The organism is Shewanella submarina (genome assembly GCF_042646185.1).
GTDB lineage: Bacteria > Pseudomonadota > Gammaproteobacteria > Enterobacterales > Shewanellaceae > Shewanella > Shewanella corallii.
This window is the reverse complement of sequence record NZ_JBHRTD010000018.1, coordinates 612639-633916: the sequence shown is the minus strand read 5'-3', so window position 1 is coordinate 633916 and position 21278 is coordinate 612639. Positions and strand designations below refer to the sequence as shown.

Below are 21278 nucleotides of genomic sequence, written 5' to 3'. Positions count from 1 at the left end.
TTTTGCGGAAAAATACCATCAGCTGCCGTTTCTGACCAACTCCTGCTCCGATCGCCAAAACCCTTTGGAGATCCCCTGCTGGATAAGTTCAGACACCGCCAGCTCAATCGCTGACAATACACAAAACTGTACAGGCTCATTGGTGGTAAAACCCACCTCAGCCTCTGCCAACTCTTTAAAGCTGATATAACGGAACAAACCGGCCCGCATCTCCTGAGAGTAAACCCGCTTGGTGGTAGAAACGGACATCATCACTTTGCCGGTATACACATCCACAGCTCTCAGATAAATGGTGACCTGATCTTCACGAAACAGCTCCGAGGCTGAAATACCATAGTAGCCCAGGCCACTGCCGCCTGTGTTGATATTGGTTTCGTAGGCGATAATCCCGCCCTCAATCAAGAGCCTGGCATCTGTCAGCGCTGGCAGCTCCTCTTTGCCTTTGCTCTTGTTGGTAATCTTGCGCTCTGTCAGCAAGTTTTGCAGTCCTTCCCGCTCCACCGGAGTGAACCAGCCGGACTCCAACAAGGTTTGCACCAGCATAGAGGTCGCGCCCTGCGTGACCGCAGTAGAAAAGGAGGACACATTGGCCTGGGGTTTATATTGACCAGTTTGATCTCTGAAGGAGTAAACCGCCACCGGGATAGTACTCCTGGGGACAGGCATAGCCTTGATGGACTTCATAGTGTCACTGACCGGATTGACTTCTGCCTCGGTGAGATTCACATCCGGTTTAGGGAAGAGACTGCACCCTCCCAACAGCAGCAGGATGGCTGATATCAATAGCTTTCTCATGATTAGCCGCCTCCCGGAGTATCAACTTCAATCACAGTGACCTCACCGGTTTGAATATTGGTGATGGTAATGGTGACACCGGAAGCGGTAGGCGTTATCTGGATTTCATGCTGTCCCGTGTTGTAATAGCCTTCAGTCAACTCGCCATCAGCGACATTGCGGGTAATGGTATTAATAATGTTGCGCTCAAGGGATTCCCGGAATCGGGTTTCGAAGTCTTTGTCGTCGGCCGCTTCTGTATGCTTATTCTGGGCATTGGCCTTGTTCAACAAAAAGGTGCCATTAAGTGGGTTTCCACCAAAGGTAGGGTTGATCGGCGTATAAACCAATTCTGTCGCCCCGGAGGAAGCGCAGAAAGCCAGACTGAGTCCTGCCAGTAATGGCCGCCACCCGATTAGCTTTGCTTTATTTGTCATCTTTATATTCCCAATCCTTGGCCCAATACAGCGGGGAAATCACTGTCCCCCGGCCGCCAATTCACCTGACAATGCCTCAGCCTGAATATGAGCCAGATAATCCACGGTTCTCAGTACTGCCTCTTCGGCGCGCTCTTTCACGGGAGAAGCACGTCGACCAAAGTGAGTCACATAGATAAGCGTGCCGTTGATTTCGACGGTCAGCTTGGTTCCAGCCTGAGGGAAGACAGTCTCAGTCAGGGTCACATTTGCCCCTTGAGTAAAAGTCAGGTCCCGCCAGTAACCCGAATAATAAAAGGCGAAATCTTTACCAAACCGGGTCAGGGTTCGGTCGATCACCAATCCACTAATTTCTATGTCGTCACTGGCCCGGGAAGCCGGAGCAATCAGCAGCAGAATTACCAGTATCAGAGTTTTGCAGACAAACATCTCTCACCCAACCAGAGTCCAGTTCCGTGACAATTGACCACGAAATCCGATACGAACGAAGTTTTAATCTAGCAATACCGACTCAGCAAAGCACCAGCGCAGAAACAAAATAGCCCGACCGGGTAGGTCGGGCTATCTCAGATACTACTTTGGGGTAGGGTCAATTAGCTTGAAACGTTCCCCTGACAACAGGCTTGCCCTCAGCAACAAGCTGACGACCACGACTCCAAACAGATTGAATGGCAAACTCTTTATTCAACAACACCATATCGGCGTCACCGCCCACCTCAATCACACCTTTACCCTTAAGTTTCAGCGTCCTGGCGGCATTGCGGGTAAACATGGGCAAGACATCACCCAGTGACATTTTGGCGTTAAGACAATCCGCCAGAGCTTCAAACAGACTGCCTACCCGTCCCACTTCCAGTGAGACCAACTCTCCCTTGTCATTGAATACAGGCAGGCTGGCATTACCATCTGAACTGAGGCTGATATTGTCGGGGGAGACTCCGGCCTCAATCGCCTGACGAATGGCATCCACAACAGGTACTTCGCCACTGGCGAGACAGGACTCATTGGTAGAAGTAGTAAAATCTATCATGCCGCCAGCTCTGGCAAAGGCTATCCCCTCATCCAGTACGCGCTGGCTGCGGTTGATATGGGTCGGATAAAACTGAGTCAGAGGTATATCTGACTGCTCAGCCACCTGGTGCAGGATGTTAAGCCCGGTTTTGCCATCGCCCACATGCACAAATACGATACCAGCCTTGCCCGACAACATACCTCCCACACGGCACTGGGCAGCCACTCTGGCCAACTCGCAGGCAGACAGTTGGGAACCTCTGTGGTCGGCAATGGCTATCTCACCGACACCGATCACCTCATCCACCAGCAACAGGTCCCGCTCTATATCCCCGGTCAGGGTTTTCACAGGAAAGGCGTAGGAGCCTGTGTAGCAGTAAACATTCAAGCCTTCGTTTTTCAGTCCTTTGGCCCTGGCCAACAGATCTTCCAGTGTACGGCTGACAGAATCTGTGCCCAGACAGCCAACCAGAGTGGTCACCCCATATAAGCTGGCTTCGGTAAACTCCATCGCGGGCGTCCGTGTGTGAAAACCACCCTCTCCACCGCCACCGGTAATATGGGCCAATGGGTCCACCAGCCCGGGGATCAAGATCATATCTGAGCCATCAAGGACCTCCACCTGCTCACCCTGAATATTAAGGTTTTTGCCTATTGCCAATACCTTGCCTGCGGCAAACAGCAGATCCTGACGTCCCATGGGCTCAGGGGAATAAAGGTCAACGTTACGGATAAGGGTAATCATGGGGGCTTCCGTTTTAAGTTACCGCAAAGCGGCTGAGGGCTAATTTGAGCCCAACATTAGCGAAAGCCAATAAATGCGACAAGCAAGGGGCTTATTGAGTGTGACGCTTGTCCTGTTGTGCAGCTGAACTATTAGCAAGTGGCAGCCAGATGTTCACGCTCAGTCCGCCACCTTCCCGGTTGTGCAGACTTATCTGACCATCATGGGCTTCGACGATTTCACGACACAGCGACAAGCCAATACCGGAGCCGGAGCGTTTGGTAGAGTAGAAAGGCAACAGGGCCTGTCGCAGTACATCGGCACTCATCCCTGAGCCCCTGTCGCTGACACTGATACGCACACCGGATTTGCTCTCTCTGTGTTCAGACTCCAGCAACATACAGATGTCATCATTGGCAGAGCCTGATTCGTGAGCATTTTTCAGCAGGTTCAGCAGCACCTGCTCCAACTGAATACGGTCAAACCACCCGGGATATTCGGGTAAAGCGCCCTCCAGTTTAAAACTGTATTGAGCAGCAAGCTGCGCCAGAAATGGGCTCCACTCTACCGTTTCCTGGCTCGGCAGAGGCATTTTGGCAAAGCGGGTATAGTTGAAAATAAACTGACTCAGGTGGGCCGTTCTGTCCTCAATTGTGTTGAAGATAAGGTCCAGCTTGGGTTCATGATAGTCACGGCAGATGAGTTTGCCCGAGTTAACCATAGAGCTGATGGGCGCCAGGGAATTATTCAGCTCATGGCCAATCACACGAATGATTTTTTTCCAGACACTGACCTCCTGACGACTCAATTCCCGGGTCATCTGCTTGAGCAACAACAGGTGATGACGCTGACCATTAAGCTGAAAGCGGCCACGGCTCAGGTGCCAGGTCTGCACTTCCCCGTCTCCGACAGAGAACAAACCATCAGTGCCTGACTGCAGAGCGTTATGAAACTCAGTCGGCAGGCGAACTTCAAGCTCAGACAACATCAAACCATTAATCATCTGGCCCTGATTCAACAGATGACGGGCTGCGTCATTGGAGTAGATCACCCTGTTGTTGTCATCCAACAGCAGCATCACGTTGGGAGAACTGTGGATCACCTTGTCCAGCAACAACTCTCGCTGGTAGATATACTGACGCTCCTGTCTCAGCCTGGCTGCAGCCTCATTAAACAGAACGGAGAGATTATGTAGCTGACCACTTCCGGTTTCGGGGATACGCACACTGAAGTCATTATCTTTGAAATTTAACAGACCGGTTTCCAGGCTGGCCAGGCTGGTATGCAGCTGACGGGTCAGTAATCTTGCGGCCAGCCCTGCAACCATACAGGCGATAACCAATGCTGCCAATATCGCCCCGGCGCCCAGCCATTGCCACATCCAGATACCCAGAGCCGTCCCCAACAAAGAGCTGGCAACACATACCCCAGTGAGTCGCAGAGCCAGTGTCATTCCTGTTACTCCCAAAGCCTTTGCTTCATCAGCGGGCAATCCCCAGCTTATCCATTCGACGGTAAAGCGCCTGCCTGCTTAGCCCTAAAGATTTGGCAACATGAGCCACTACACCCTTGTGAGCCGCCAGAGCATCTTCAATATCGGCGCGTGAGATCTCTTCAGCAGGGAGAGAGGAAGCCGTTGGTGCATTAGTCTGTCCAGACTCCATAACTTGCCCCGTCAACCCAAAGTCCTGCGCCTCCAGTCTGGCAGATTTTGCCAACAGCACTGCTCGCTTACAGGCGTTTTCCAACTCCCGCACATTGCCTGGCCAGGCGTGTGCCAACAGTGCGGCTCTGGCGTTGGGGCTGATACTGAAATCCGGGCCGATGAAATGGCTGGCCAGCGCCGGAATATCATCCTGTCGCTCAGCCAGTGATGGCAGCACAAGTTCAATCACATTGAGTCGATAAAAGAGATCTTCCCGGAATCGGCCTTCGGCAATATCTTCAGTCAGGTTGGCATTGGTGGCACTGAGCACCCTCACCTTCACTTTTCGGGTCTGGTGACTGCCAAGGCGCTCAAACTCGCCGGTTTGCAGTACCCTGAGCAGCTTTATCTGCCCCGACAAGGGCAAATTGCCGATCTCGTCCAGGAACAGGGTGCCACCATCAGCCGCCTCAAAACGCCCTATTCTGGCCTTGGTCGCACCGGTAAAAGCGCCAGCTTCAGCACCAAACAGTTCAGCCTCAAGGAGATCTACCGGCAGCGCCCCTACATTGACTTTTATCAGGGGCTTATCTTTAAGGGCAGAGTTGGCGTGGATAATATCCGCCAGCCTGTCTTTACCAGCCCCATTGGGACCGGTAACTAGCACTGGCACGTCAGATGCCGCCACCTGAACTGCCAAGTCGACACAGCGCTCCATGGCGCCGGAGGCAAATATCAGGCCGCACAAATCTGCGTCCCGAATTCCCTGCTGACGCTGCGTTTGTTGTCTTACCAGAGTGGAGTTCTCGCGGGATAAGCGATGTAGATTAAGCAGATTAGCCACACTGGTCAGCAGCTTGGCATCATCCCAGGGCTTACCCATGTAGTCGGCATGCCCGGTCTTTACCAGCTCAACTGCGGTATTCAAATCAGTCCAAGCCGTCATTAAAATCAGCGGCATATTGGGGTGACGGGTACGGATATCGTAGAACAGCTGTCGCCCCTCCTCTCCCGAGGTGGTGTCCTGGGTGAAATTCATATCCTGAATCACCAGATCAACCTCCCGGGAGGAGAGCACCTCAAGGGCTTCATCCGGTCCCAGGCAGGTAACTGCCTGGTAGCCCTGAAGCTCCAGCGTCAGAGCCAGCGCCTGACAAACCGCCTGATTATCATCTACTACCAGTATGGTTTCCGTCACAGCCTCATCCACTCCTTGAATTTAAAGCCCTAAGATACAACAAGTTGGCAACATCATCTAGACAGTACGGGTGGCAATAGCCGGGGAAATCAGTGCCGCTTTCCGTGCTGGCAACAACACGGCAACCGTAGTAATCACCAATAGTCCCGATACCGTCATTGCAGGCCATTGCCAGCCCATCATAGGCAAGCTGAACAGGGTCATCAATTGACTGCCAAGTTCCATCGCCAGCAAACCTCCCAGCAAGCCACCACTAAAACAGATGAGCCAGTTTTCCACCAGAAACATGCCCACGATATCCCGCTTGCGTGCCCCCAGGGCTCTTCGGGTGCCTATTTGCTTGGTACGACGTTGAATATTGAACATCACCATGCCTGACAATCCCAATGACGTAATCACCAACAACAAAATGATCATTATCGACAACATACCAGCCATCACCGCATGGAAGGCGTAGCTCATATCTTTCAATTCTCTGAGCGTATTGAAGTTACGAATCACCCGATCAGGGTTCTCCGCTCTCAGAGCCTGCTTGATGGTCTCCTCCAGTGCCGGAATATCCCTGCGATCAGCCCGGACCATAAATTGATTATTGCGGCTTTCATTCAGCTCGATATTCTGAATCACGCTGTAATCAAACTGGTCACTGTCAACCCAGGCCCCCTGCAGGGTTTCTACAACACCAATAATCTCAATCTGGTTGTCACTGCCCTGATACATAATCTGGCCAACGGCCGACTCTTCGCCAAAAACTTCTTTGGCCAAAGGCGCACTCATCAGGGCTTTCATACCACTGTCGGTGGTGCTGTGATTCAGCTCATCAGCGCGAAAATTACGCCCTTCGATAACATTGACCCCCAGGGTGTCGACCATCTGTTCGCCCCCCAGATACCATGCAAATCCCGGCGTTGATTTTGCGGTTTCCGGATCTGGCCCATCAACGAACCTGTCGGACCAACCACTGCCAGACAGCGGGAGCATATTGGTTGAGGTGGCCGCCTTAATGCCGGGGATATTCCGGAGAATCTCAAGATCCCGCTTAAGCTGCTGAGGCAGGTTAACTTTCTCGCCAAAGTTATACACAGAAAATGACAGCACGCTCTGCTCTGCTACCCCAGAGCTTCTTTGCATCAGCGCCAGCCTTTCCTGAATAATGAATCCGGCATTGGCCACAATGGCAACAGACAGCACAATTTGCAGCAGCAAGAGCAAGGGGCCAGTGCGGCTTCGCAACAAACTGCTTAGAACGGGTTTAATGGTAAACATAGCAGCCTCCTTACTGGCTCTTGAGGTACACGCTGGGTTGGGTGCGGCATATCACCCAGGCCGGATACATACCCGCCAACATGGCGGCCCCCAAAGCGATACTGGGTGTCAGGATCCACATACTGGGGTCCAGTCTGCCAAGCGCCTCTTCCATCCCCAGGTGGCCAGCCAGAGTCGTCAGACCAAACCAGGCCCAGACCAATCCGATGACGCCCCCCAGCAGACCAATCAAACTCACCTCAACCATGTGTTGCAGAAATATCTGTCGGCGGCTGGCACCTATTGCCCGGCGTACTCCGACTTCCGGTGCGCGCTTAAGAAACTTGGTTAACAGCAGTCCCAGAATGTTGACCAGACACACAGCCAGAAACAGGGCGCTCAAGCCGATCATTATCCGGTTGTCTTCGGGCACCACTTCACTGTCGGTCAGGTATTCAGCAACATCCAGAAGGCGCGTCCAGCTGGTGCGGGTATTGTCAGTGAAGCGTCCCAGAGCCTGCTGCTGCTCTACATAAGAGGTCAGCCACTGTGAAAACTGCATGCGGGCGTTAGCATCCGGCAGCTCGGCCCAAAACTGAATCCAGGTTTTTTCTGACAACAAGCGGTCGTTGTAGGTGATCAGGGGTTCAAACTGCCAGCCACTGGTATTCCCCCAGACAGGAAACTCCTCCTGGGGCGTCAATGAAAACGGCACGAACAGACTCTCAGCAAAATTCATGGAGCCGTTGGTGACATCATAATATTTTGGCCTTGGCATCCAGTGGTCGATAATGCCGACAACCTGGTAGGGCGTCGCATCCAGGTAAAGGATTTTGCCAACATTATTGCCTCCCCCGAAGAAGGTCCGATTCAGGTCATCGTTAATCACAACCACATGTGCCGCTTCCCTGTCGACCGACTTATCCCAACTGCCGCCATACAGGAATGGCACTGAGAACATGGCAAAAAAATCACTGTCGGTAACTCGAATACTGCGCATTTCCGGCTCAGCATCACTGCCCTCAGCATGGATTGCGCCACCGGTACGAAACGAAGCTACAGAACGAACAGGAATGTCACTTTGCCTCAGGTTCATGGTGTCCTGATAGGTCAGATTGGCATTGTACTCGTCCCAGGTGTCCGGCCCCTGGCTCCATAGTTGAGTCATATGCAACACACTGCTGCGCTCACCGGCAGGGTTATGGGACATCAACTGAAACACATTGAGCGATATCAGGGTGATGCCAATTCCGATTGAGATCGCCATGACCATCAGGGCTGACAGTACCGGGGTTTTGCGAATTGAGCGCCAGCCCAAATCCATATAGTGGGTTAACATGCCGCTCTCCTTATGCTCTGGCAGCCTGAGGCTCATCACCACCGTGATACAGGGTAAAGTCACACACCTGACCATCGACTATCTGAATATTACGCTGTGCCCGACGAGCCAACTCAGGGTCGTGGGTCACCATGATGATGGTGGTTCCGTTGCGGTTAATCTCTTCAAGCAGCTCCATCACCTGACGGGCCATCAGAGAGTCCAGGTTCCCTGTTGGTTCATCAGCCAGCAGAAATCTCGGCTCACCGGCCAGCGCTCTGGCAATAGCAACCCTTTGCTGTTGACCACCGGAGAGTTGCGACGGCAGATGCTTCATTCGCGCCCCCAGGCCGACCTGTTCCAATGCCTGCTCTACCCTGCGCTTACGCTCAGCAGTGTTAAAGCCACGATAGCGCAGTGGCACTTCTACATTCTCTGCCAGGTTCAGATCCGGGATCAGATTGAAGCCCTGAAAGATAAAGCCAATTTTTTCATTGCGAATTCGGGCGGCCTGATTGTCGTTGAGCCGGGAAACATTCACGCCATCCAGGGTGTACTCGCCCTGGGTGAAGCCTTCCAACAGACCAGCTATATTCAGAAAGGTGGTTTTGCCTGAACCGGAAGGTCCGGTTACTGCCACAAATTCCCCCTCTTCCACCTGCAAATCAAAGTCCCGCAGCGCATGGGTTTCCACCAGATCAGTCTTAAATACTTTGTTGATTTTCTTCATGGATAACATGGTTAAATTCCTTATTTGATACTGCGGCTCAATCAATACAGAGCTGTAAATTAGTCAGGCTGACATTCCAATCCAGAGGATTCCAGGAAACCTGAGCAACCGCTTCCAACGGCTCCAGCCAATCCAGTAATGCCAATCCCGACCAGCCAATGCTGTCGCCAAAGCTCAGCTCCACTGCCAGCGCCAACAATGCCAGGGCCAGCAGGGCAATAACCTGCTCGGGACACTTAAGTTTGTTCATGATTTGCTTCCTCACTCAGTACACCCGGATTTGTTCGGCGTTATTGAACCTGTCCACACCGGAGATCACCCAGAGGTCTCCTTCCCGGCCACCTTCCAGCACCTCGATATGACTCATGCTGCGGGCACCCAGTTTTACGTTTACCCGACTGGCCGTATCGCCTTCCATCAGGTACGCCTCAAGGCCTCCACCTTCGGTGACAAAGGCACCGCGGCGGACCATCAATACATTGGCTCTGTGTTCCAGCAGAATGCGGGCTGACAAACGTTGATTCTGACGCAGTTTGATCGCGTCCTGATGGTCGAAACGCACCCGGGCCGTCACTTCGCGGTTACGCACTTCGGGTGAGATTGAAGAGAGGTCGCCATAGAGTGTGATATCGCCGAAATTCAGCTCCACTTCCATTCCCAGGCCCAGCTCATCGGCATAGGTTTCTGACACCGCCAGCTCAGCCTCAAAGGCGCTGAGGTCGACCACAGTCAATATAGGCTGTGCGCGGCCGATTCTGGCTTGCTGCTCAGTCAGCCAATTACCTATGATGCCGTCTACCGGAGCCCGAATAGCCAGAGCTTCCACCTGGCGATGCAGGTCATCCACCACCAATTGCTGGCGGTCAACATCCAGTTGCTTGTTCTTGAGTTCAAAGGCCTGAGTATCCTGCATCAGGGCAACCTCCTGACCCGCATGGGCATAAAGGAGTTTGGCTTTCTTCAGGTCATCCTTGCCTTTCTCAAAGTCGATACGGGAAATCAGATTACTGTCTATCAACAGGTCGCCCCTGCGGCTTTCTCTGTCAGCAGCCTCCAATTCAACCCTGGCCATATCCAGCGCCTGATTGGCGGTCAGCAACTGACGTCTGGCATCCAGTTTGGCACGTTCCATTTCACCACTCATAGCATCCAGTACCGCCTGTTGCTGCTTCAGCTCATTCGTCAGGCTCGGACTGTGCAGGCGGGCAACTATGTCATCTTTAACAACCTTGTCGCCCGGATTAGCCAACAAGCTCACAGTGCCCTCTTCGGTGCTGTACAGTACCGGCGCATTGGCCGCCACGATTTTTCCTCTGGTCACAACATCCCGAACCAGAGTGCCGCGGGTCAGGGTATCCATCACCAAATCGGCTCTGGGCACCGAATGGCTGGCCTCGGAACCTGTGACGAAACGCCACCCCAACAGAGCCAGTACAGCGACAGCTGCAGCAGGTATCAACCACCATTTCAGGCTGGCCAGCCGGGATGGCTGTACAACTTTGTCCTGTCCGCTTGTGTCCTGAATCATCTGCTTACCCTCAATGCGCAAAATCCTTATCTACACTTGAGGTATCAATAAGCGTGCCAATAAATTTAATACATTAATTTCAGTGATTTAACGATAAACAAGAGTTACTTAAGTGTCCGCGGACACCCAGAAAGTGTCCGCTTATTACATCAGTGTCCGCCACCGGACAGCCCGGACACCCGCTGGTAACATGATGATTTGAAGCGTGAAAAACGAAGCTGTGTTTCCTTCAGGCAGAGACTGACTCAAACAGACCAGTGGTAAGAAGAAGCGGGGGAAAGAAAGTAAAAAGCCCGCAATCAGCGGGCTTTTAGAGATAAACAGTATTAACTCAGAATGCCTGAGCCAGAATCACAAAGCTGGGAATAATGCCGGCAAACCAAGCAGTAGAGCGCAGTTTGTCATGATTGCTGAGGTAAAAAATATGGTAGGCAATGCGGGCCACCACATGCACTATTGCAGCAGTTTCTGCAGTGTCGTTTACTGAGTCTGTCGCCAACACAGCCACCACAGCCAGGCCAAATATCAGCAGAGACTCAAAGGCGTTCTGATGGGCTGCCACAGCACGCGCTCCCATACCTTCCAGTCTGGCCTGCTGGGCTCTGGGGTGTTCATTGTCATAACCACCGGCCTTCGCCATGGCGAACCCCACCGGCAACTTAGACAGGTAAGGTAACAGCATGGCAATCAGTAAACAGGTCAGCAGTATGGTCATGAAAATTCCTTATGGTTAGTAGTATTAATTGTTAAGTTACCCGGTTAATACTCTGACCATCACTAAAACCGATCAGATTGTTGAGTGCGATATTCAACAGGTTTTGCCTTGCCTCCCGGGTTGCCCATGCGTTATGTGGTGTCAGCGACACATTGACAGCCTTTAGCAGGGGGTTATCTGGTGACGGCGGTTCACTGCTGAGCACATCCAGCCCTGCACACACCTTGCCGTTATTCAGGGCGTCAGCCAGTGCCTGCTCATCTACCAGTCCGCCCCTGGCCGTGTTTATCAGCAGAGCACCAGGCTTCATCAGCGTAAGAGACTCCCGGTTAATCATCCCCTGAGTTTGCTCAGTTAAAGGGCAATGCAAGGACAGAATATCGGACTGACTTAAAATTTCCTGCAGACCGACCCAGGTGGCATTGCCAACGCCATTCAAATCCGGCTCTGTGCGGGTATGGATGAGCAGCTTCATATCAAAAGCGGCCGCAATTCTGGCCACCTGACGACCAATATCACCAAAACCCACCAGCCCAAGTGTTTTTCCCTTGAGCGACATCAGCGGCGACAGGGTAAAACAGAAGTCCCGCCTCTCCTGCCACTGACCATCACGAATCGCCGAGTCATGGTCTGAGACCTGCTGGCAATGGTGCAGGATATGGGCAAACACCATTTGCGCCACCGCGTCCGGTCCATAGCCAGGCACATTGGTGACAACTATGCCCAGCTTTGCGGCAGCCTGGGTATCCACTACATTGGTTCCGGTTGCCAATACCCCTATGTACTTAAGCCCGGGTAATTGCGACAAGGTGTCGGCATTCAGCGGTGTCTTGTTGGTAAGCAGTATGTCAGCTCCCTGAGCGCGGCCCAGAATCTCGCTGTCAGGGCTTCTGTCATATTCGACGAATTGCTCCGCCAGATGGCTCACCGGCGACCAATCAAGATCGCCGGGATTAAGGGTATAGCCGTCAAGGACGACAAGTTTCTTGAACATCTTATTTCTTGCCTGTATCACCATTCAGTGATCGCTGAAGGTATTAGAACTTAAACTGAATACCGATATTGGCCTGGCCCTGTACCAGGGTACTGGCCTGCAGTTTCCAGACGCACCCCTGGTCACCACAGAAAATCTCGTTATCTGTATCCATAAAGGTGGCGAAGCCTCTTACTTCAGCCATTAAAGCCAGATGCTCGGTAATTCGATATTGGGTTCCCAGCCCCAATCCCATGGAAAAGCGGGTCTCACTATCCAGGCCACCATCGGGGCGAAGTTGAGTCAAGCCTGCTGTGGCCGTCACATAGGGCTCCCAATTGCCATTGGGGAAGTAGAGTGTACCGCCAAGATGCAGGTAATCTACGGCAAGATCGGCAATCCGCTCACCGGCAAATACCCCGCCACTGTTCAGGGTTGCACTTTGGTGGGAATAAAGCAGGTATACATCGCCCGGGTCATTGGTCGTTAACCCCAACATCAGGCCATAATTGGCATCTTCCGAGATAGAAAACTTATCTTCCAGGTCGCCGTCATTCTGGGCAAAATCCAGCTCCGTGGAGCCAAAGCTATAACCGCCCACTGGGGTGATAAAGAAATCCTGGGCCAGGACCTGAGCTGGCATAGCCAATCCCAAAATCAATGCTGGCAGGGAAAGAGAGAAAATTCCGGGGTGTTTCACTGGCATAAACTGCAACTCCTTGTGAAATAGGCTCAACTTTTATACCGCGCACTTAAAAGGCGCGCAACAGGCTCTTGAAGATAGATCTTAACCAGGCTTAACCATGGCAGTGTCGATTAGCCAGGCGATCACAAACAGCACCAGCACTGACACCAACAAGGCGCCGACAATGGCAAATAAAAATCTCAGCAGGGTTTTCATTTTAGGTCCGGCAACAAGCAGTTACTGCATGCTCCCAAAGCTCACCAGGCAGGTCAAGCTCAAGGGCCAATGGGGCAATCATAAGCCCAGAAGAGGCAAATGCTTTCTTTGGTGATAATCCAGCGCCAGAGTCAGGAAAGTATCTATATCAGATTCAGGCCAGGGAAGATTTATTGGCAGCTCTATCGCTCTGTTGCCATGCAGGGTTGTCAGCCCGGGAGTCACTTCTCTGAGGGTATCAATAATGCGGGAACTGCAGTGAACATAAAGAAATACACTGTCGGGAAAACTGGGGTTCCAGCCAAATCGAACCGGCGTGCCACCAGAGACGACAAAGCTTGGCTCTCCCCACTTCAGCGCCTGGGTTACCGACTCCTTGCCCAGCGCTAAAGCAGTAGCTGTTATCCTCACCAGCAAAAACTTAAGTCTTTCTCTGGCTGCCGGCGGATATTCCTTTATCCGCTCAGCGATTTCAGTTGATAACTCAACTTTCACTGTCAGGAGCCAGCCAGCGATACGCCAACCCAGCCAACAAAGCGCCAATAAACGGAGCCAGCCAGAACAACCATAACTGCTCCAGCGCCCAACCTCCCTGCAACAAAGCAGGTCCGGTGCTTCGAGCCGGATTAACAGAAGTATTGGTCACGGGAATACTGATAAGATGGATCAGAGTCAGGCATAAACCGATAGCCAGCCCTGCCATGGCAGGCGTTGCAGCTCTATGGGTGGCTCCCAGCACCACGATCAGGAACATAAAGGTCATCACGATTTCAGTCAGCAGCGCGGAAGTGAGGTCATAGCCACCGGGCGAATGCAGATCATAGCCGTTGGCAGCCAGGCCATTGGCCAGGGAATACCCAGCTTTACCGCTGGCAATAAGGTAGAGGACTGCAGCAGCGACAATCGCCCCCAGCACCTGAGCAATCATATAGGGGATCACTTTGGTTGCTTCGAATCTTCCACCGACCCAGAGGCCCAGAGTGATCGCCGGGTTCAAATGGCAACCGCTGATATGGCCAATGGCATAAGCCATGGTGACTACGGTTAAACCGAAGGCCAGGGCAACGCCCAGAAAGCCAATCCCCATCTCGGGAAAACCGGCGGCCAGTACTGCGCTGCCACACCCTCCCAGTACCAACCAAAAGGTACCAATAAATTCTGCACTTAATATTTTAATCATAATTGCTCCTTGGTTTTCAGGCCGGTCGGCTAAGCCAAACCGGATGACCCTTGCCGGGAACCACTGCGGTCAAGTTGCTTTCCCAAGTTAGCGGAATTTAGCTGTCTGCCAAGTAAAAAATCAGCATTGCAAGCCGGAGCGGGTTGGCGAGCACTGACATACAGGATTGCCAAAGCCATTGAAATAATGTGATATGTACTCATAAATGGTGACAAAAACATCACAACATCAGGGACTACAAATGATCTTCAAATACTTTCTGGGAACGACACTGGCACTAACCTCAAGTCTGGGACTGGCCGCGTCTCCCACGCTGGATATGGAGAGTGACAAGCAGTTTCTTGAGCAATTTTATCGGGATCTTCACCAGCACCCTGAGCTTTCGTTTCAGGAGCAGCAAACGGGTAATAAGTTGGCAAAGCAACTTGAAGCACTGGGGTTCGACGTGACTAAAGAGGTCGGTGGCTACGGCGTTGTCGGCCTTTATGCCAATGGCGAGGGGCCCACGGTGATGATACGGGCCGACACCGATGCGCTGCCCATTACCGAGGAGACCCGCAAGCCCTACGCTTCAAAGGTGAAGGTGACTTTGCCATCGGGACAAAGCTCCGGAGTAATGCATGGCTGCGGTCACGATATTCATATGACTAGCTTTATCGGCGCCGCCCGTCAACTGATTGCCAATAAAGACAGTTGGCAGGGAACTCTGATGATGGTGGCCCAACCGGCAGAAGAGGTCGGTGCAGGAGCCAAAGCCATGTTGGCTGAAGGCCTGTTTGAAAAGTTTGCCAAACCCGACCACATTCTGGCTCTCCACGTCAGCGCCAACTTACCTGCAGGCACTGTAGGCATCAAACCTGAATATGCTCTGGCCAGCGTTGACTCAGTTGATATCAGTGTATTTGGCAAAGGTGGACATGGTGCTTACCCTCATACCACCATTGACCCCATAGTGCTGGCGTCACGCATAGTGCTGGGGCTGCAAACCATTACCAGCCGGGAATTATCGCCACTGGAGCCGTCTGTTATCACAGTGGGCTCTATTCACGGTGGTACCAAGCACAATGTGATCTCCAATGAGGTCAAGCTTCAACTCACCCTGAGAAGCTACAACCCGGAAGTCCGCGACACCCAGATAGCCGCTCTCAAGCGTCTGACCGCCGGAATCGCCATGAGCGCGGGCCTGACACCCGAACTCTATCCCAGGGTCAAAGTACATCAATCGGAATCTATCCCCTCCACTTACAATGACCCGGCACAAACAGCAAAAGTCAGACAAGCCATTGAAAAGGCTATTGGAACGGATAAAGTAGAAGACACATTGCCTGTGATGGCGGGCGAAGATTTTGGCCTGTTTGGCCGCACTGAGGATAAGCTGCCCATAACCATTTTCTGGCTGGGGGCGGTTGAACCCAAATCGTATTCCCGAGCAATGCAAAGTGGTGAGACTTTACCCTCACTGCACTCGAGTAAATTTGCCCCCGACTATGTCAACGCCATTCCCACAGGGGTAAAGGCCATGACCCACAGTGCAATCTCACTTTTCAACCAACAGAGGTAACATCAGGTGCTGTTTATTATCGGAATGGACAAGCAGCATGAGCATTTAATGCCACTGCTGGAGACTCATTGTCACCGCTGTGGTGAGGTCACCCAGTGGCATTTGTGGAAAGAGATAGAAAAGGCCTCGTTGTTTTTTATTCCAGTATGGCGCTTCGCACCCGACTATCTGCTGGTGTGTGAACAGTGTCATGATCCGGTGAAGTTGCCCCGGGAGTTTGGCAAGGCATTGCTGGAGGTCGGCAACCATAACGACGCCAATCAGGCTGAGCTCGAAGCGCTCATCGACAAAGAGCAACACCGCAGCCGTATCAGGCCCTGAACTATCCCGGCCTCAAGCTCAATCCAGAGCTAAGGCCGGGATTGAAGCCTGTCTGTGAGTTATCGCTGGAACGACAGCCCCCACATCATGACCTGCCCATAGCCGTAAGCTCCTGAGTCGTGTGATGATTTTGCTGATATACGAATTCGGTCAGCGTACACGGTGCGAGGCAGGTTGAACTCCTGCCGCTGATAAGCTGGACCGGGAATCGCCGGAAATTCAAAGTTACCCACGACTTGCCATGACGCCTTAGTACTATCCCACACAGAAAAGCTGAACGCTTTGAGTTGTGCTCCATTTTCCAGGTTGGCGGATCCCAACCTGAACGTCTTCATTTTCATTGGTTGCTTCAAATCCAGATATACAGACATAGGCATATCCTCATGCCATTGAGCATTCGCTTTGGCATAAAAGCCCTGACTTAAATCCAGATTGAAACCGTCTTGATAGTCATTGGTAAAATGCAGGTCCAGCCCACCCAGGTCCATTAAAAAACCGGGATTCAAAGGGTTGTACTCATTACCTTCACGGTTGAAAACCTCATCGGTGTAAAAAGCCAGTACATCTCCATATTGGGGCACGCCGTCTTCAAGAACTTTGGTGTGCAAGCTGAAATCCCCCTGCTCACCGTTGGGGCCATACCAAATACCTTCCCAGTACTGGCCATCGACACGCCCGAAATACCAGGTCCTTGTATCACCGTTATGTATCTCAAACTGGAACCTTTCCTGCTCACCGGAGCCGATATAGTGGCTGTTTTTATTCTCAACCCTGCCTGAAATCATCGCGCCAGCCTCTGTCTTACCAACAATAGTATTGCCGGAGAGCCCCAGCTCAAGACGCAGATGTTGTTGATAATCCATCACACCATCCAGCTGATCGTCAAAGTGAAGAAAGATGGTGTTATCGGCGGCCATAGCCGTGGGGGATAGCAACAAAAAAGCAGAAAGCAGAACCTTGCGCATTGAACACTCCTAATTCGCTGCAAGCAGCATCATGATTATTTTTGGAAGAAACCCACTCAGGGCTCAAATAATCAGAACGGCTTAAGAGTGAACAATCTGAAATGGATACCGACTTGAGTGAAATGCAGGTCTAATGAGGCAAAAAGCGCAGCCAGTCTTCATCTCATACCCACTGCGGCAGCGAAACGAGAGAGGCTGGCTAGCAAGGTAAGCCTGGAATTGTGGCAATTTAGCTCCCGGAGTGGTTAGTCATCCGAGCCAGGAGCCAAGCAGCTTTGATACACAGAGCGCCACTGAGAAAGGTTCAAGCCCCGGGTCCAGTTATCATCGCAAGCATCATTCGTTTCAGGGCAATAGGCTTCGCAGAGATCCGCTAACTTCTCAGTGACACACCCGGACATAAACTCCTGTTCCAACACCCAGGACTCCAGCATTTCAGCCTGTTCCGGGCTTATGCCATTTTGTGGCAAGTTACAGTGAGTCTCAGGAGGTGCTGCACAAGCCGTTAACCCCATACTCATCCATAAAACCCAGAGTATTTTCCGGCTCACTTATCCTCTCCTTTGGGAGCGGCTGGTGGAGCGATAAATGCATCCAACCTTTGTTTCCAACCAATGCCGGGAGCACAGGCTTCAGCAAACATATCCCGCCACTCAATAAAGGTCACTTTCAGAGGGTTGTGACTGTTCACAGGTTTGGTAATGCCATAATCCACAGGTTCCTGTTCCGCCACAAAGGTCCCAAACATCTTGTCCCAGATAATCAACACCCCGGCATAGTTCTGATCTATGTACTGGGGGTTACGTCCATGGTGCACCCTGTGGTGGGAAGGCGAGTTAAAGATCAGGTCAAATACTCCAAAGTTCTTAATCCACTGAGTATGAATCACAAACTGCAACGCCAGATTCAACAGTACAGAGAACACGACCCAGTTTGGCGGAAACCCGACGATGACCAGAGGCACCCAGAAGATCCACATTCCAGCCACCGGATACATCAGACTCTGACGGAATGCGGTGCTGAAGTTCATATTTTCTGAGCTGTGATGGACAGAGTGTGCCGCCCAGAACCAGCGCACTCTGTGGCTGGCCCGATGGAACCAGTAGTAACAAAAATCCTGTGCCAGCATCAGCAGCAGGAAGAAACCGACATTCATTTGAATATCAAACAGGCGCCAGTCAAACACTGCAAAATAAAGTTTAAGGATCAACAGACCAAACAAGAGATCGCTGAGCTGGTGCAATGCGCCCAGAGTGATATTGCAGGCCACTTCCTGCCATCGGTATTCTGCCGACGCAGGCAACAGCGCGCGCTTTATCCCCAACCGCCACTCAAGCACCATAGCCGCAAGAAATACCGGAGCAAGCGCCAACAGCAGCCAATCCGGGTGTTGCAGTAAAATCTCCATATTCAAAATCTCCTGCCCACTACCAACGGGCGTAGTGGTCTTCGGTCAACCCGACCAGGTTATTCAGTTGATGGCAATGGCCATTGCCATCGATAATACGGCCGCTGAAATGGCCGATAAACTGACGAAAATTACTTCTGAGCAGCCACAGATTGAGCTTTTCCTCGCGACGATTTCTGGGATGAAAACTCAGCTCTACCCGCCCATCCAAGCTGTAAATTCGCCAGGGTGAATCCGGGCTTAGGCGCTCAAACTCAAACTGTATCGGCCCCAGCAGGTGGCGTTCGCCGTTAAACCAAAAGGCATTTTCATTGAGGCCGGTTTCATTGACCCCGGCAGCCAGATTCAAACCCAGGGTATTGCCATCCAACTCACCATTAATGGATGCCCAGCGCCAACTGGTGTCACGTCTCATATAACCGGCAGAGAAGTCATAGCCCGCCAGCGCTGAATCAAGCGAGACCCGTTCGCCCTCCACCTCCAGTAATCCGGTAACCTGAAGACCATTGTGTTTCTGGGTATAGGTCCAGCCGTTGTAGCCAGTGGGATTACAAATCGCCAGTGGCAGGCCCAGCGCCGGAGCCTCAAGGCTGATATCTGCCCTGACAGCCTCGCTATCCAAACGTACCCGCCAGCGTCCGTTTTCAATTGAGAAGCTGAGGTCACCTTTGCCCCCCCGAATATGACCCTGGCCGGTTACCGGAGAAGGCGTGGTGCGATAGTCGCCCCCCTTTGGCTTTAGCCAGTTAATTTCAATCAAGCGGTTGGCCCGGATATCCAGCAGATAAGCAAAGCCAGAACCCAGGTAGCGGATATCCGCCAATGCCATGCCAAGTACATAGCCTCTGGTGACGACAGAGACAAACTGGAACTGTTTATAGTGGAAATGACGTGACCAGGCTGAAGCGGGTTTATCCATCACATTGCGATAGTCAAACCTGTCCGGTGCCATATAGGTGACCGGCCCATCAAAATAGCCAAAGCAAGGGCGGCCCCTGTTATCTATCAGAGATTCAGGCGGTTTCTGGGTCTGCAGTGGAGCCTTGCCGGGTTGAGTCGGATTGCCCTCTGATTTTTCTGTCATAACTGGCAAAAGTGAAAAGTTGAATTTTTACTCTAACCTGAAGGCGAATAACAAAAAACCCCTTGGCGGACGTCTTGTTAAAATAAAGTTGCATAACGCCCCAATGGTTCAGGTACACCGCAAAAAATCTCAGCAACAGCACATTGGTCAGCCATACCTCCCGATTAAGCGAACAGATCTATCCCCGGGTTATTTGTGAATCATTAAATTCTGATATCCTCAATGCTTTGAAATTTTTATCGGCAGTGGAAATTCCATGAAATCAGTCATCTTAACCTTAGCGGGCGCACTTATGCTGGGCGCCTGTGCCAGTCAAACTCCCAACTACATAGTGCTGGATCCTCAGCTGGACACTATTGCCCGTCAAACCGAGCATAATCTGCCTCTGAGTATTTCTACCAAAGATCTGCGAACCGCCAACTATGTGGTCAAGTTTGAAGAAGGAGATGGCGCCGCCCGCCTGGTCAGCCCGTCTGACTCTCCCAGAGCGCAACTGGAAGCCATGTTGAGAAAAGGCTTCAGCGAAGCCGGTTATCAGGTCGACCCGGCCAGCGCCCGCACCATGCATGTAGAGCTGGATCGCATGCTCACCCTGGTGACAGAGTCCACCTTCGACTATGAAGCCAATACCCAGATAGCTATTAAAGTACTGGCAACCAATGGCAATAAAACCCTGGCAAAAGAGTTTGTCACCAAAGGGCGCAAAACCGGACCAATGGGTGCCGATTTTGCCAGTCTTGAGCTGGAATTGAACAAACTGATGACAGAGATCACCACAGCCATTATTCAGGATGGTGAGATCAATCAATTCTTAATTAATGGAGATCTGTAATGGGCAAATGGATTGCAGCACTCAGCCTGCTGCTGGCCAGCCAGAGCGCGCTGGCTGTCGATATTCAAAAGGACAACCTCTACCCCATGGTAAAAATGGAAACCAGCATGGGAACAATAGTGGTGGAACTGGATAGAAAGCGCGCCCCCATCACAGTCGATAATTTCCTGACCTATGTGGTCAAAGGCGAATATAACAACACCGTCTTCCACCGTATTATTGCTGACTTTGTGGTTCAGGGTGGCGGATTAAACCCGGAATTTGCAGAGCTGCCAAGCATAGCCCCTATCGTCAACGAGTCAGGCAACGGCCTGTCCAACCAACCGGGTACCATTGCCATGGCAAGGGACAATAACCCCCACTCTGCCACCCGTCAGTTCTATTTCAATGTGGCTGACAACACCAAGCTGGATCCATCCCCCCGCCGCTGGGGTTATGCGGTATTTGGTGAAGTCACTGAAGGCATGGATGTACTGCAGGCGATGTCCGGAGTCGCGACCGGCTATAACCAGACGTTGGGCTGGCCAGATGTACCACTGGCGCCGGTGATTTTGAAGAAAGCCACGCTGTTATCGGAGGAGTAATTCAGTCCTGAGTATTAAGCGACAACGATCTTTGATCTGACCGTAATACTTAGTAACGATATTACATGTTTTGTCATATTTCGGAATGGTGAGTCGCGCGCTTCCTCCTATACTGAATTTTGCAGCTCAGCTGCAAACAATAAG

General features: G+C 51.9%; 24 protein-coding genes. 4 read left to right on the top strand and 20 right to left on the bottom strand.

Annotation, left to right across the window (positions count from 1 at the left end):
• Positions 1-18 precede the first annotated feature (18 nt).
• The 16 genes from ACFOE0_RS19825 to aqpZ form a co-directional block, all read right to left on the bottom strand.
• Positions 19-795 (bottom strand): CsgG/HfaB family protein, encoded by a 777-nt coding sequence (locus tag ACFOE0_RS19825; protein ID WP_248934304.1) that lies wholly within the window; start codon positions 793-795, stop codon positions 19-21.
• Between the two features lie 2 nt (positions 796-797).
• Positions 798-1190, bottom strand: coding sequence for a curli assembly protein CsgF (locus ACFOE0_RS19820; protein ID WP_248934758.1), 393 nt, complete (start codon positions 1188-1190; stop codon positions 798-800).
• A 60-nt stretch (positions 1191-1250) separates the two neighbouring features.
• The gene (locus ACFOE0_RS19815) at positions 1251-1640 is read right to left on the bottom strand and encodes a curli production assembly/transport protein CsgE (protein WP_248934303.1); all 390 of its coding nucleotides are present in this window, start codon (positions 1638-1640) and stop codon (positions 1251-1253) included.
• Positions 1641-1800: 160 nt separating this feature from the next.
• Positions 1801-2967, bottom strand: coding sequence for a beta-aspartyl-peptidase (gene iadA / locus ACFOE0_RS19810; protein ID WP_248934302.1), 1167 nt, complete (start codon positions 2965-2967; stop codon positions 1801-1803).
• A 91-nt stretch (positions 2968-3058) separates the two neighbouring features.
• The gene (locus tag ACFOE0_RS19805; RefSeq protein ID WP_248934301.1) at positions 3059-4399 is read right to left on the bottom strand and encodes a sensor histidine kinase; all 1341 of its coding nucleotides are present in this window, start codon (positions 4397-4399) and stop codon (positions 3059-3061) included.
• A gap of 28 nt (positions 4400-4427) precedes the next feature.
• Positions 4428-5789: a sigma-54-dependent transcriptional regulator gene (locus ACFOE0_RS19800; protein ID WP_248934300.1), complete on the bottom strand. Its 1362-nt coding sequence runs from the start codon at positions 5787-5789 to the stop codon at positions 4428-4430.
• 57 nt (positions 5790-5846) lie between these two features.
• Complete coding sequence (locus tag ACFOE0_RS19795; protein WP_248934299.1) at positions 5847-7055, bottom strand: FtsX-like permease family protein; 1209 nt, start codon at positions 7053-7055, stop codon at positions 5847-5849.
• A 10-nt stretch (positions 7056-7065) separates the two neighbouring features.
• Positions 7066-8373: an ABC transporter permease gene (locus ACFOE0_RS19790; RefSeq protein WP_248934298.1), complete on the bottom strand. Its 1308-nt coding sequence runs from the start codon at positions 8371-8373 to the stop codon at positions 7066-7068.
• 10 nt (positions 8374-8383) lie between these two features.
• On the bottom strand, positions 8384-9091 hold the full coding sequence (locus tag ACFOE0_RS19785) for an ABC transporter ATP-binding protein (RefSeq protein WP_248934297.1): 708 nt from the start codon (positions 9089-9091) through the stop codon (positions 8384-8386).
• Between the two features lie 28 nt (positions 9092-9119).
• Positions 9120-9332 (bottom strand): hypothetical protein, encoded by a 213-nt coding sequence (locus ACFOE0_RS19780; protein ID WP_248934296.1) that lies wholly within the window; start codon positions 9330-9332, stop codon positions 9120-9122.
• 15 nt (positions 9333-9347) lie between these two features.
• Positions 9348-10610 (bottom strand): efflux RND transporter periplasmic adaptor subunit, encoded by a 1263-nt coding sequence (locus tag ACFOE0_RS19775; RefSeq protein WP_248934295.1) that lies wholly within the window; start codon positions 10608-10610, stop codon positions 9348-9350.
• A 331-nt stretch (positions 10611-10941) separates the two neighbouring features.
• A complete protein-coding gene (locus ACFOE0_RS19770) occupies positions 10942-11325 on the bottom strand; it encodes an MAPEG family protein (RefSeq protein WP_248934294.1) in 384 nt (127 codons plus the stop codon).
• A gap of 31 nt (positions 11326-11356) precedes the next feature.
• Positions 11357-12319 (bottom strand): D-2-hydroxyacid dehydrogenase, encoded by a 963-nt coding sequence (locus ACFOE0_RS19765; protein ID WP_248934293.1) that lies wholly within the window; start codon positions 12317-12319, stop codon positions 11357-11359.
• 43 nt (positions 12320-12362) lie between these two features.
• A complete protein-coding gene (locus ACFOE0_RS19760) occupies positions 12363-13004 on the bottom strand; it encodes a porin family protein (protein ID WP_248934292.1) in 642 nt (213 codons plus the stop codon).
• 273 nt (positions 13005-13277) lie between these two features.
• A complete protein-coding gene (locus ACFOE0_RS19755; protein WP_248934291.1) occupies positions 13278-13694 on the bottom strand; it encodes a DUF1801 domain-containing protein in 417 nt (138 codons plus the stop codon).
• On the bottom strand, positions 13684-14379 hold the full coding sequence (gene aqpZ / locus ACFOE0_RS19750; RefSeq protein ID WP_115137984.1) for an aquaporin Z: 696 nt from the start codon (positions 14377-14379) through the stop codon (positions 13684-13686). The genes ACFOE0_RS19755 and aqpZ overlap by 11 nt, the downstream gene beginning before the upstream one ends.
• A gap of 241 nt (positions 14380-14620) precedes the next feature.
• On the opposite strand from aqpZ, the gene ACFOE0_RS19745 reads away from it, so the two are divergent.
• Together ACFOE0_RS19745 and ACFOE0_RS19740 are read left to right on the top strand one after the other, a co-directional pair.
• Positions 14621-15940, top strand: a complete 1320-nt coding sequence (locus ACFOE0_RS19745; RefSeq protein ID WP_283106308.1) for a M20 metallopeptidase family protein — start codon at positions 14621-14623, stop codon at positions 15938-15940.
• A gap of 6 nt (positions 15941-15946) precedes the next feature.
• On the top strand, positions 15947-16261 hold the full coding sequence (locus tag ACFOE0_RS19740) for a zinc-ribbon domain-containing protein (RefSeq protein ID WP_248934290.1): 315 nt from the start codon (positions 15947-15949) through the stop codon (positions 16259-16261).
• Positions 16262-16320: 59 nt separating this feature from the next.
• Here ACFOE0_RS19740 and ACFOE0_RS19735 read toward each other — a convergent pair whose 3' ends face one another.
• The 4 genes from ACFOE0_RS19735 to ACFOE0_RS19720 all read right to left on the bottom strand — a co-directional run bounded on the left by ACFOE0_RS19735 (position 16321) and on the right by ACFOE0_RS19720 (position 19718).
• Positions 16321-17226: a discoidin domain-containing protein gene (locus ACFOE0_RS19735; RefSeq protein WP_248934289.1), complete on the bottom strand. Its 906-nt coding sequence runs from the start codon at positions 17224-17226 to the stop codon at positions 16321-16323.
• A 245-nt stretch (positions 17227-17471) separates the two neighbouring features.
• Positions 17472-17777 carry a hypothetical protein gene (locus ACFOE0_RS19730; RefSeq protein ID WP_248934288.1) on the bottom strand — a complete coding sequence of 102 codons (306 nt, stop codon included), beginning with the start codon at positions 17775-17777 and terminating at the stop codon, positions 17472-17474.
• Entirely contained in the window at positions 17774-18640 is an 867-nt protein-coding gene (locus tag ACFOE0_RS19725) for a sterol desaturase family protein (protein WP_248934287.1), read from the bottom strand. The genes ACFOE0_RS19730 and ACFOE0_RS19725 overlap by 4 nt, the downstream gene beginning before the upstream one ends.
• A gap of 13 nt (positions 18641-18653) precedes the next feature.
• Positions 18654-19718 (bottom strand): DUF2804 domain-containing protein, encoded by a 1065-nt coding sequence (locus ACFOE0_RS19720; protein ID WP_248934286.1) that lies wholly within the window; start codon positions 19716-19718, stop codon positions 18654-18656.
• A gap of 256 nt (positions 19719-19974) precedes the next feature.
• Here ACFOE0_RS19720 and ACFOE0_RS19715 point away from each other — a divergent pair, with 256 nt between their 5' ends.
• Both ACFOE0_RS19715 and ACFOE0_RS19710 read left to right on the top strand, forming a co-directional pair.
• Positions 19975-20550: a YajG family lipoprotein gene (locus tag ACFOE0_RS19715; protein WP_248934285.1), complete on the top strand. Its 576-nt coding sequence runs from the start codon at positions 19975-19977 to the stop codon at positions 20548-20550.
• Entirely contained in the window at positions 20550-21134 is a 585-nt protein-coding gene (locus ACFOE0_RS19710) for a peptidylprolyl isomerase (RefSeq protein WP_248934284.1), read from the top strand. Before ACFOE0_RS19715 ends, ACFOE0_RS19710 begins: the two co-directional genes overlap by 1 nt.
• Positions 21135-21278 lie beyond the last annotated feature (144 nt).

Coding starts and splice junctions, on each gene's coding strand:
- aqpZ (WP_115137984.1), bottom strand. CDS start 14,379: ATGATTAAAATATTAAGTGCAGAATTTATTGGTACCTTTTGGTTGGTA.
- ACFOE0_RS19765 (WP_248934293.1), bottom strand. CDS start 12,319: ATGTTCAAGAAACTTGTCGTCCTTGACGGCTATACCCTTAATCCCGGC.
- ACFOE0_RS19735 (WP_248934289.1), bottom strand. CDS start 17,226: ATGCGCAAGGTTCTGCTTTCTGCTTTTTTGTTGCTATCCCCCACGGCT.
- ACFOE0_RS19775 (WP_248934295.1), bottom strand. CDS start 10,610: ATGATTCAGGACACAAGCGGACAGGACAAAGTTGTACAGCCATCCCGG.
- ACFOE0_RS19760 (WP_248934292.1), bottom strand. CDS start 13,004: ATGCCAGTGAAACACCCCGGAATTTTCTCTCTTTCCCTGCCAGCATTG.
- iadA (WP_248934302.1), bottom strand. CDS start 2,967: ATGATTACCCTTATCCGTAACGTTGACCTTTATTCCCCTGAGCCCATG.
- ACFOE0_RS19805 (WP_248934301.1), bottom strand. CDS start 4,399: ATGACACTGGCTCTGCGACTCACTGGGGTATGTGTTGCCAGCTCTTTG.
- ACFOE0_RS19745 (WP_283106308.1), top strand. CDS start 14,621: ATGATCTTCAAATACTTTCTGGGAACGACACTGGCACTAACCTCAAGT.
- ACFOE0_RS19715 (WP_248934285.1), top strand. CDS start 19,975: ATGAAATCAGTCATCTTAACCTTAGCGGGCGCACTTATGCTGGGCGCC.
- ACFOE0_RS19815 (WP_248934303.1), bottom strand. CDS start 1,640: ATGTTTGTCTGCAAAACTCTGATACTGGTAATTCTGCTGCTGATTGCT.
- ACFOE0_RS19825 (WP_248934304.1), bottom strand. CDS start 795: ATGAGAAAGCTATTGATATCAGCCATCCTGCTGCTGTTGGGAGGGTGC.
- ACFOE0_RS19790 (WP_248934298.1), bottom strand. CDS start 8,373: ATGTTAACCCACTATATGGATTTGGGCTGGCGCTCAATTCGCAAAACC.
- ACFOE0_RS19785 (WP_248934297.1), bottom strand. CDS start 9,091: ATGTTATCCATGAAGAAAATCAACAAAGTATTTAAGACTGATCTGGTG.
- ACFOE0_RS19710 (WP_248934284.1), top strand. CDS start 20,550: ATGGGCAAATGGATTGCAGCACTCAGCCTGCTGCTGGCCAGCCAGAGC.
- ACFOE0_RS19795 (WP_248934299.1), bottom strand. CDS start 7,055: ATGTTTACCATTAAACCCGTTCTAAGCAGTTTGTTGCGAAGCCGCACT.
- ACFOE0_RS19770 (WP_248934294.1), bottom strand. CDS start 11,325: ATGACCATACTGCTGACCTGTTTACTGATTGCCATGCTGTTACCTTAC.
- ACFOE0_RS19780 (WP_248934296.1), bottom strand. CDS start 9,332: ATGAACAAACTTAAGTGTCCCGAGCAGGTTATTGCCCTGCTGGCCCTG.
- ACFOE0_RS19720 (WP_248934286.1), bottom strand. CDS start 19,718: ATGACAGAAAAATCAGAGGGCAATCCGACTCAACCCGGCAAGGCTCCA.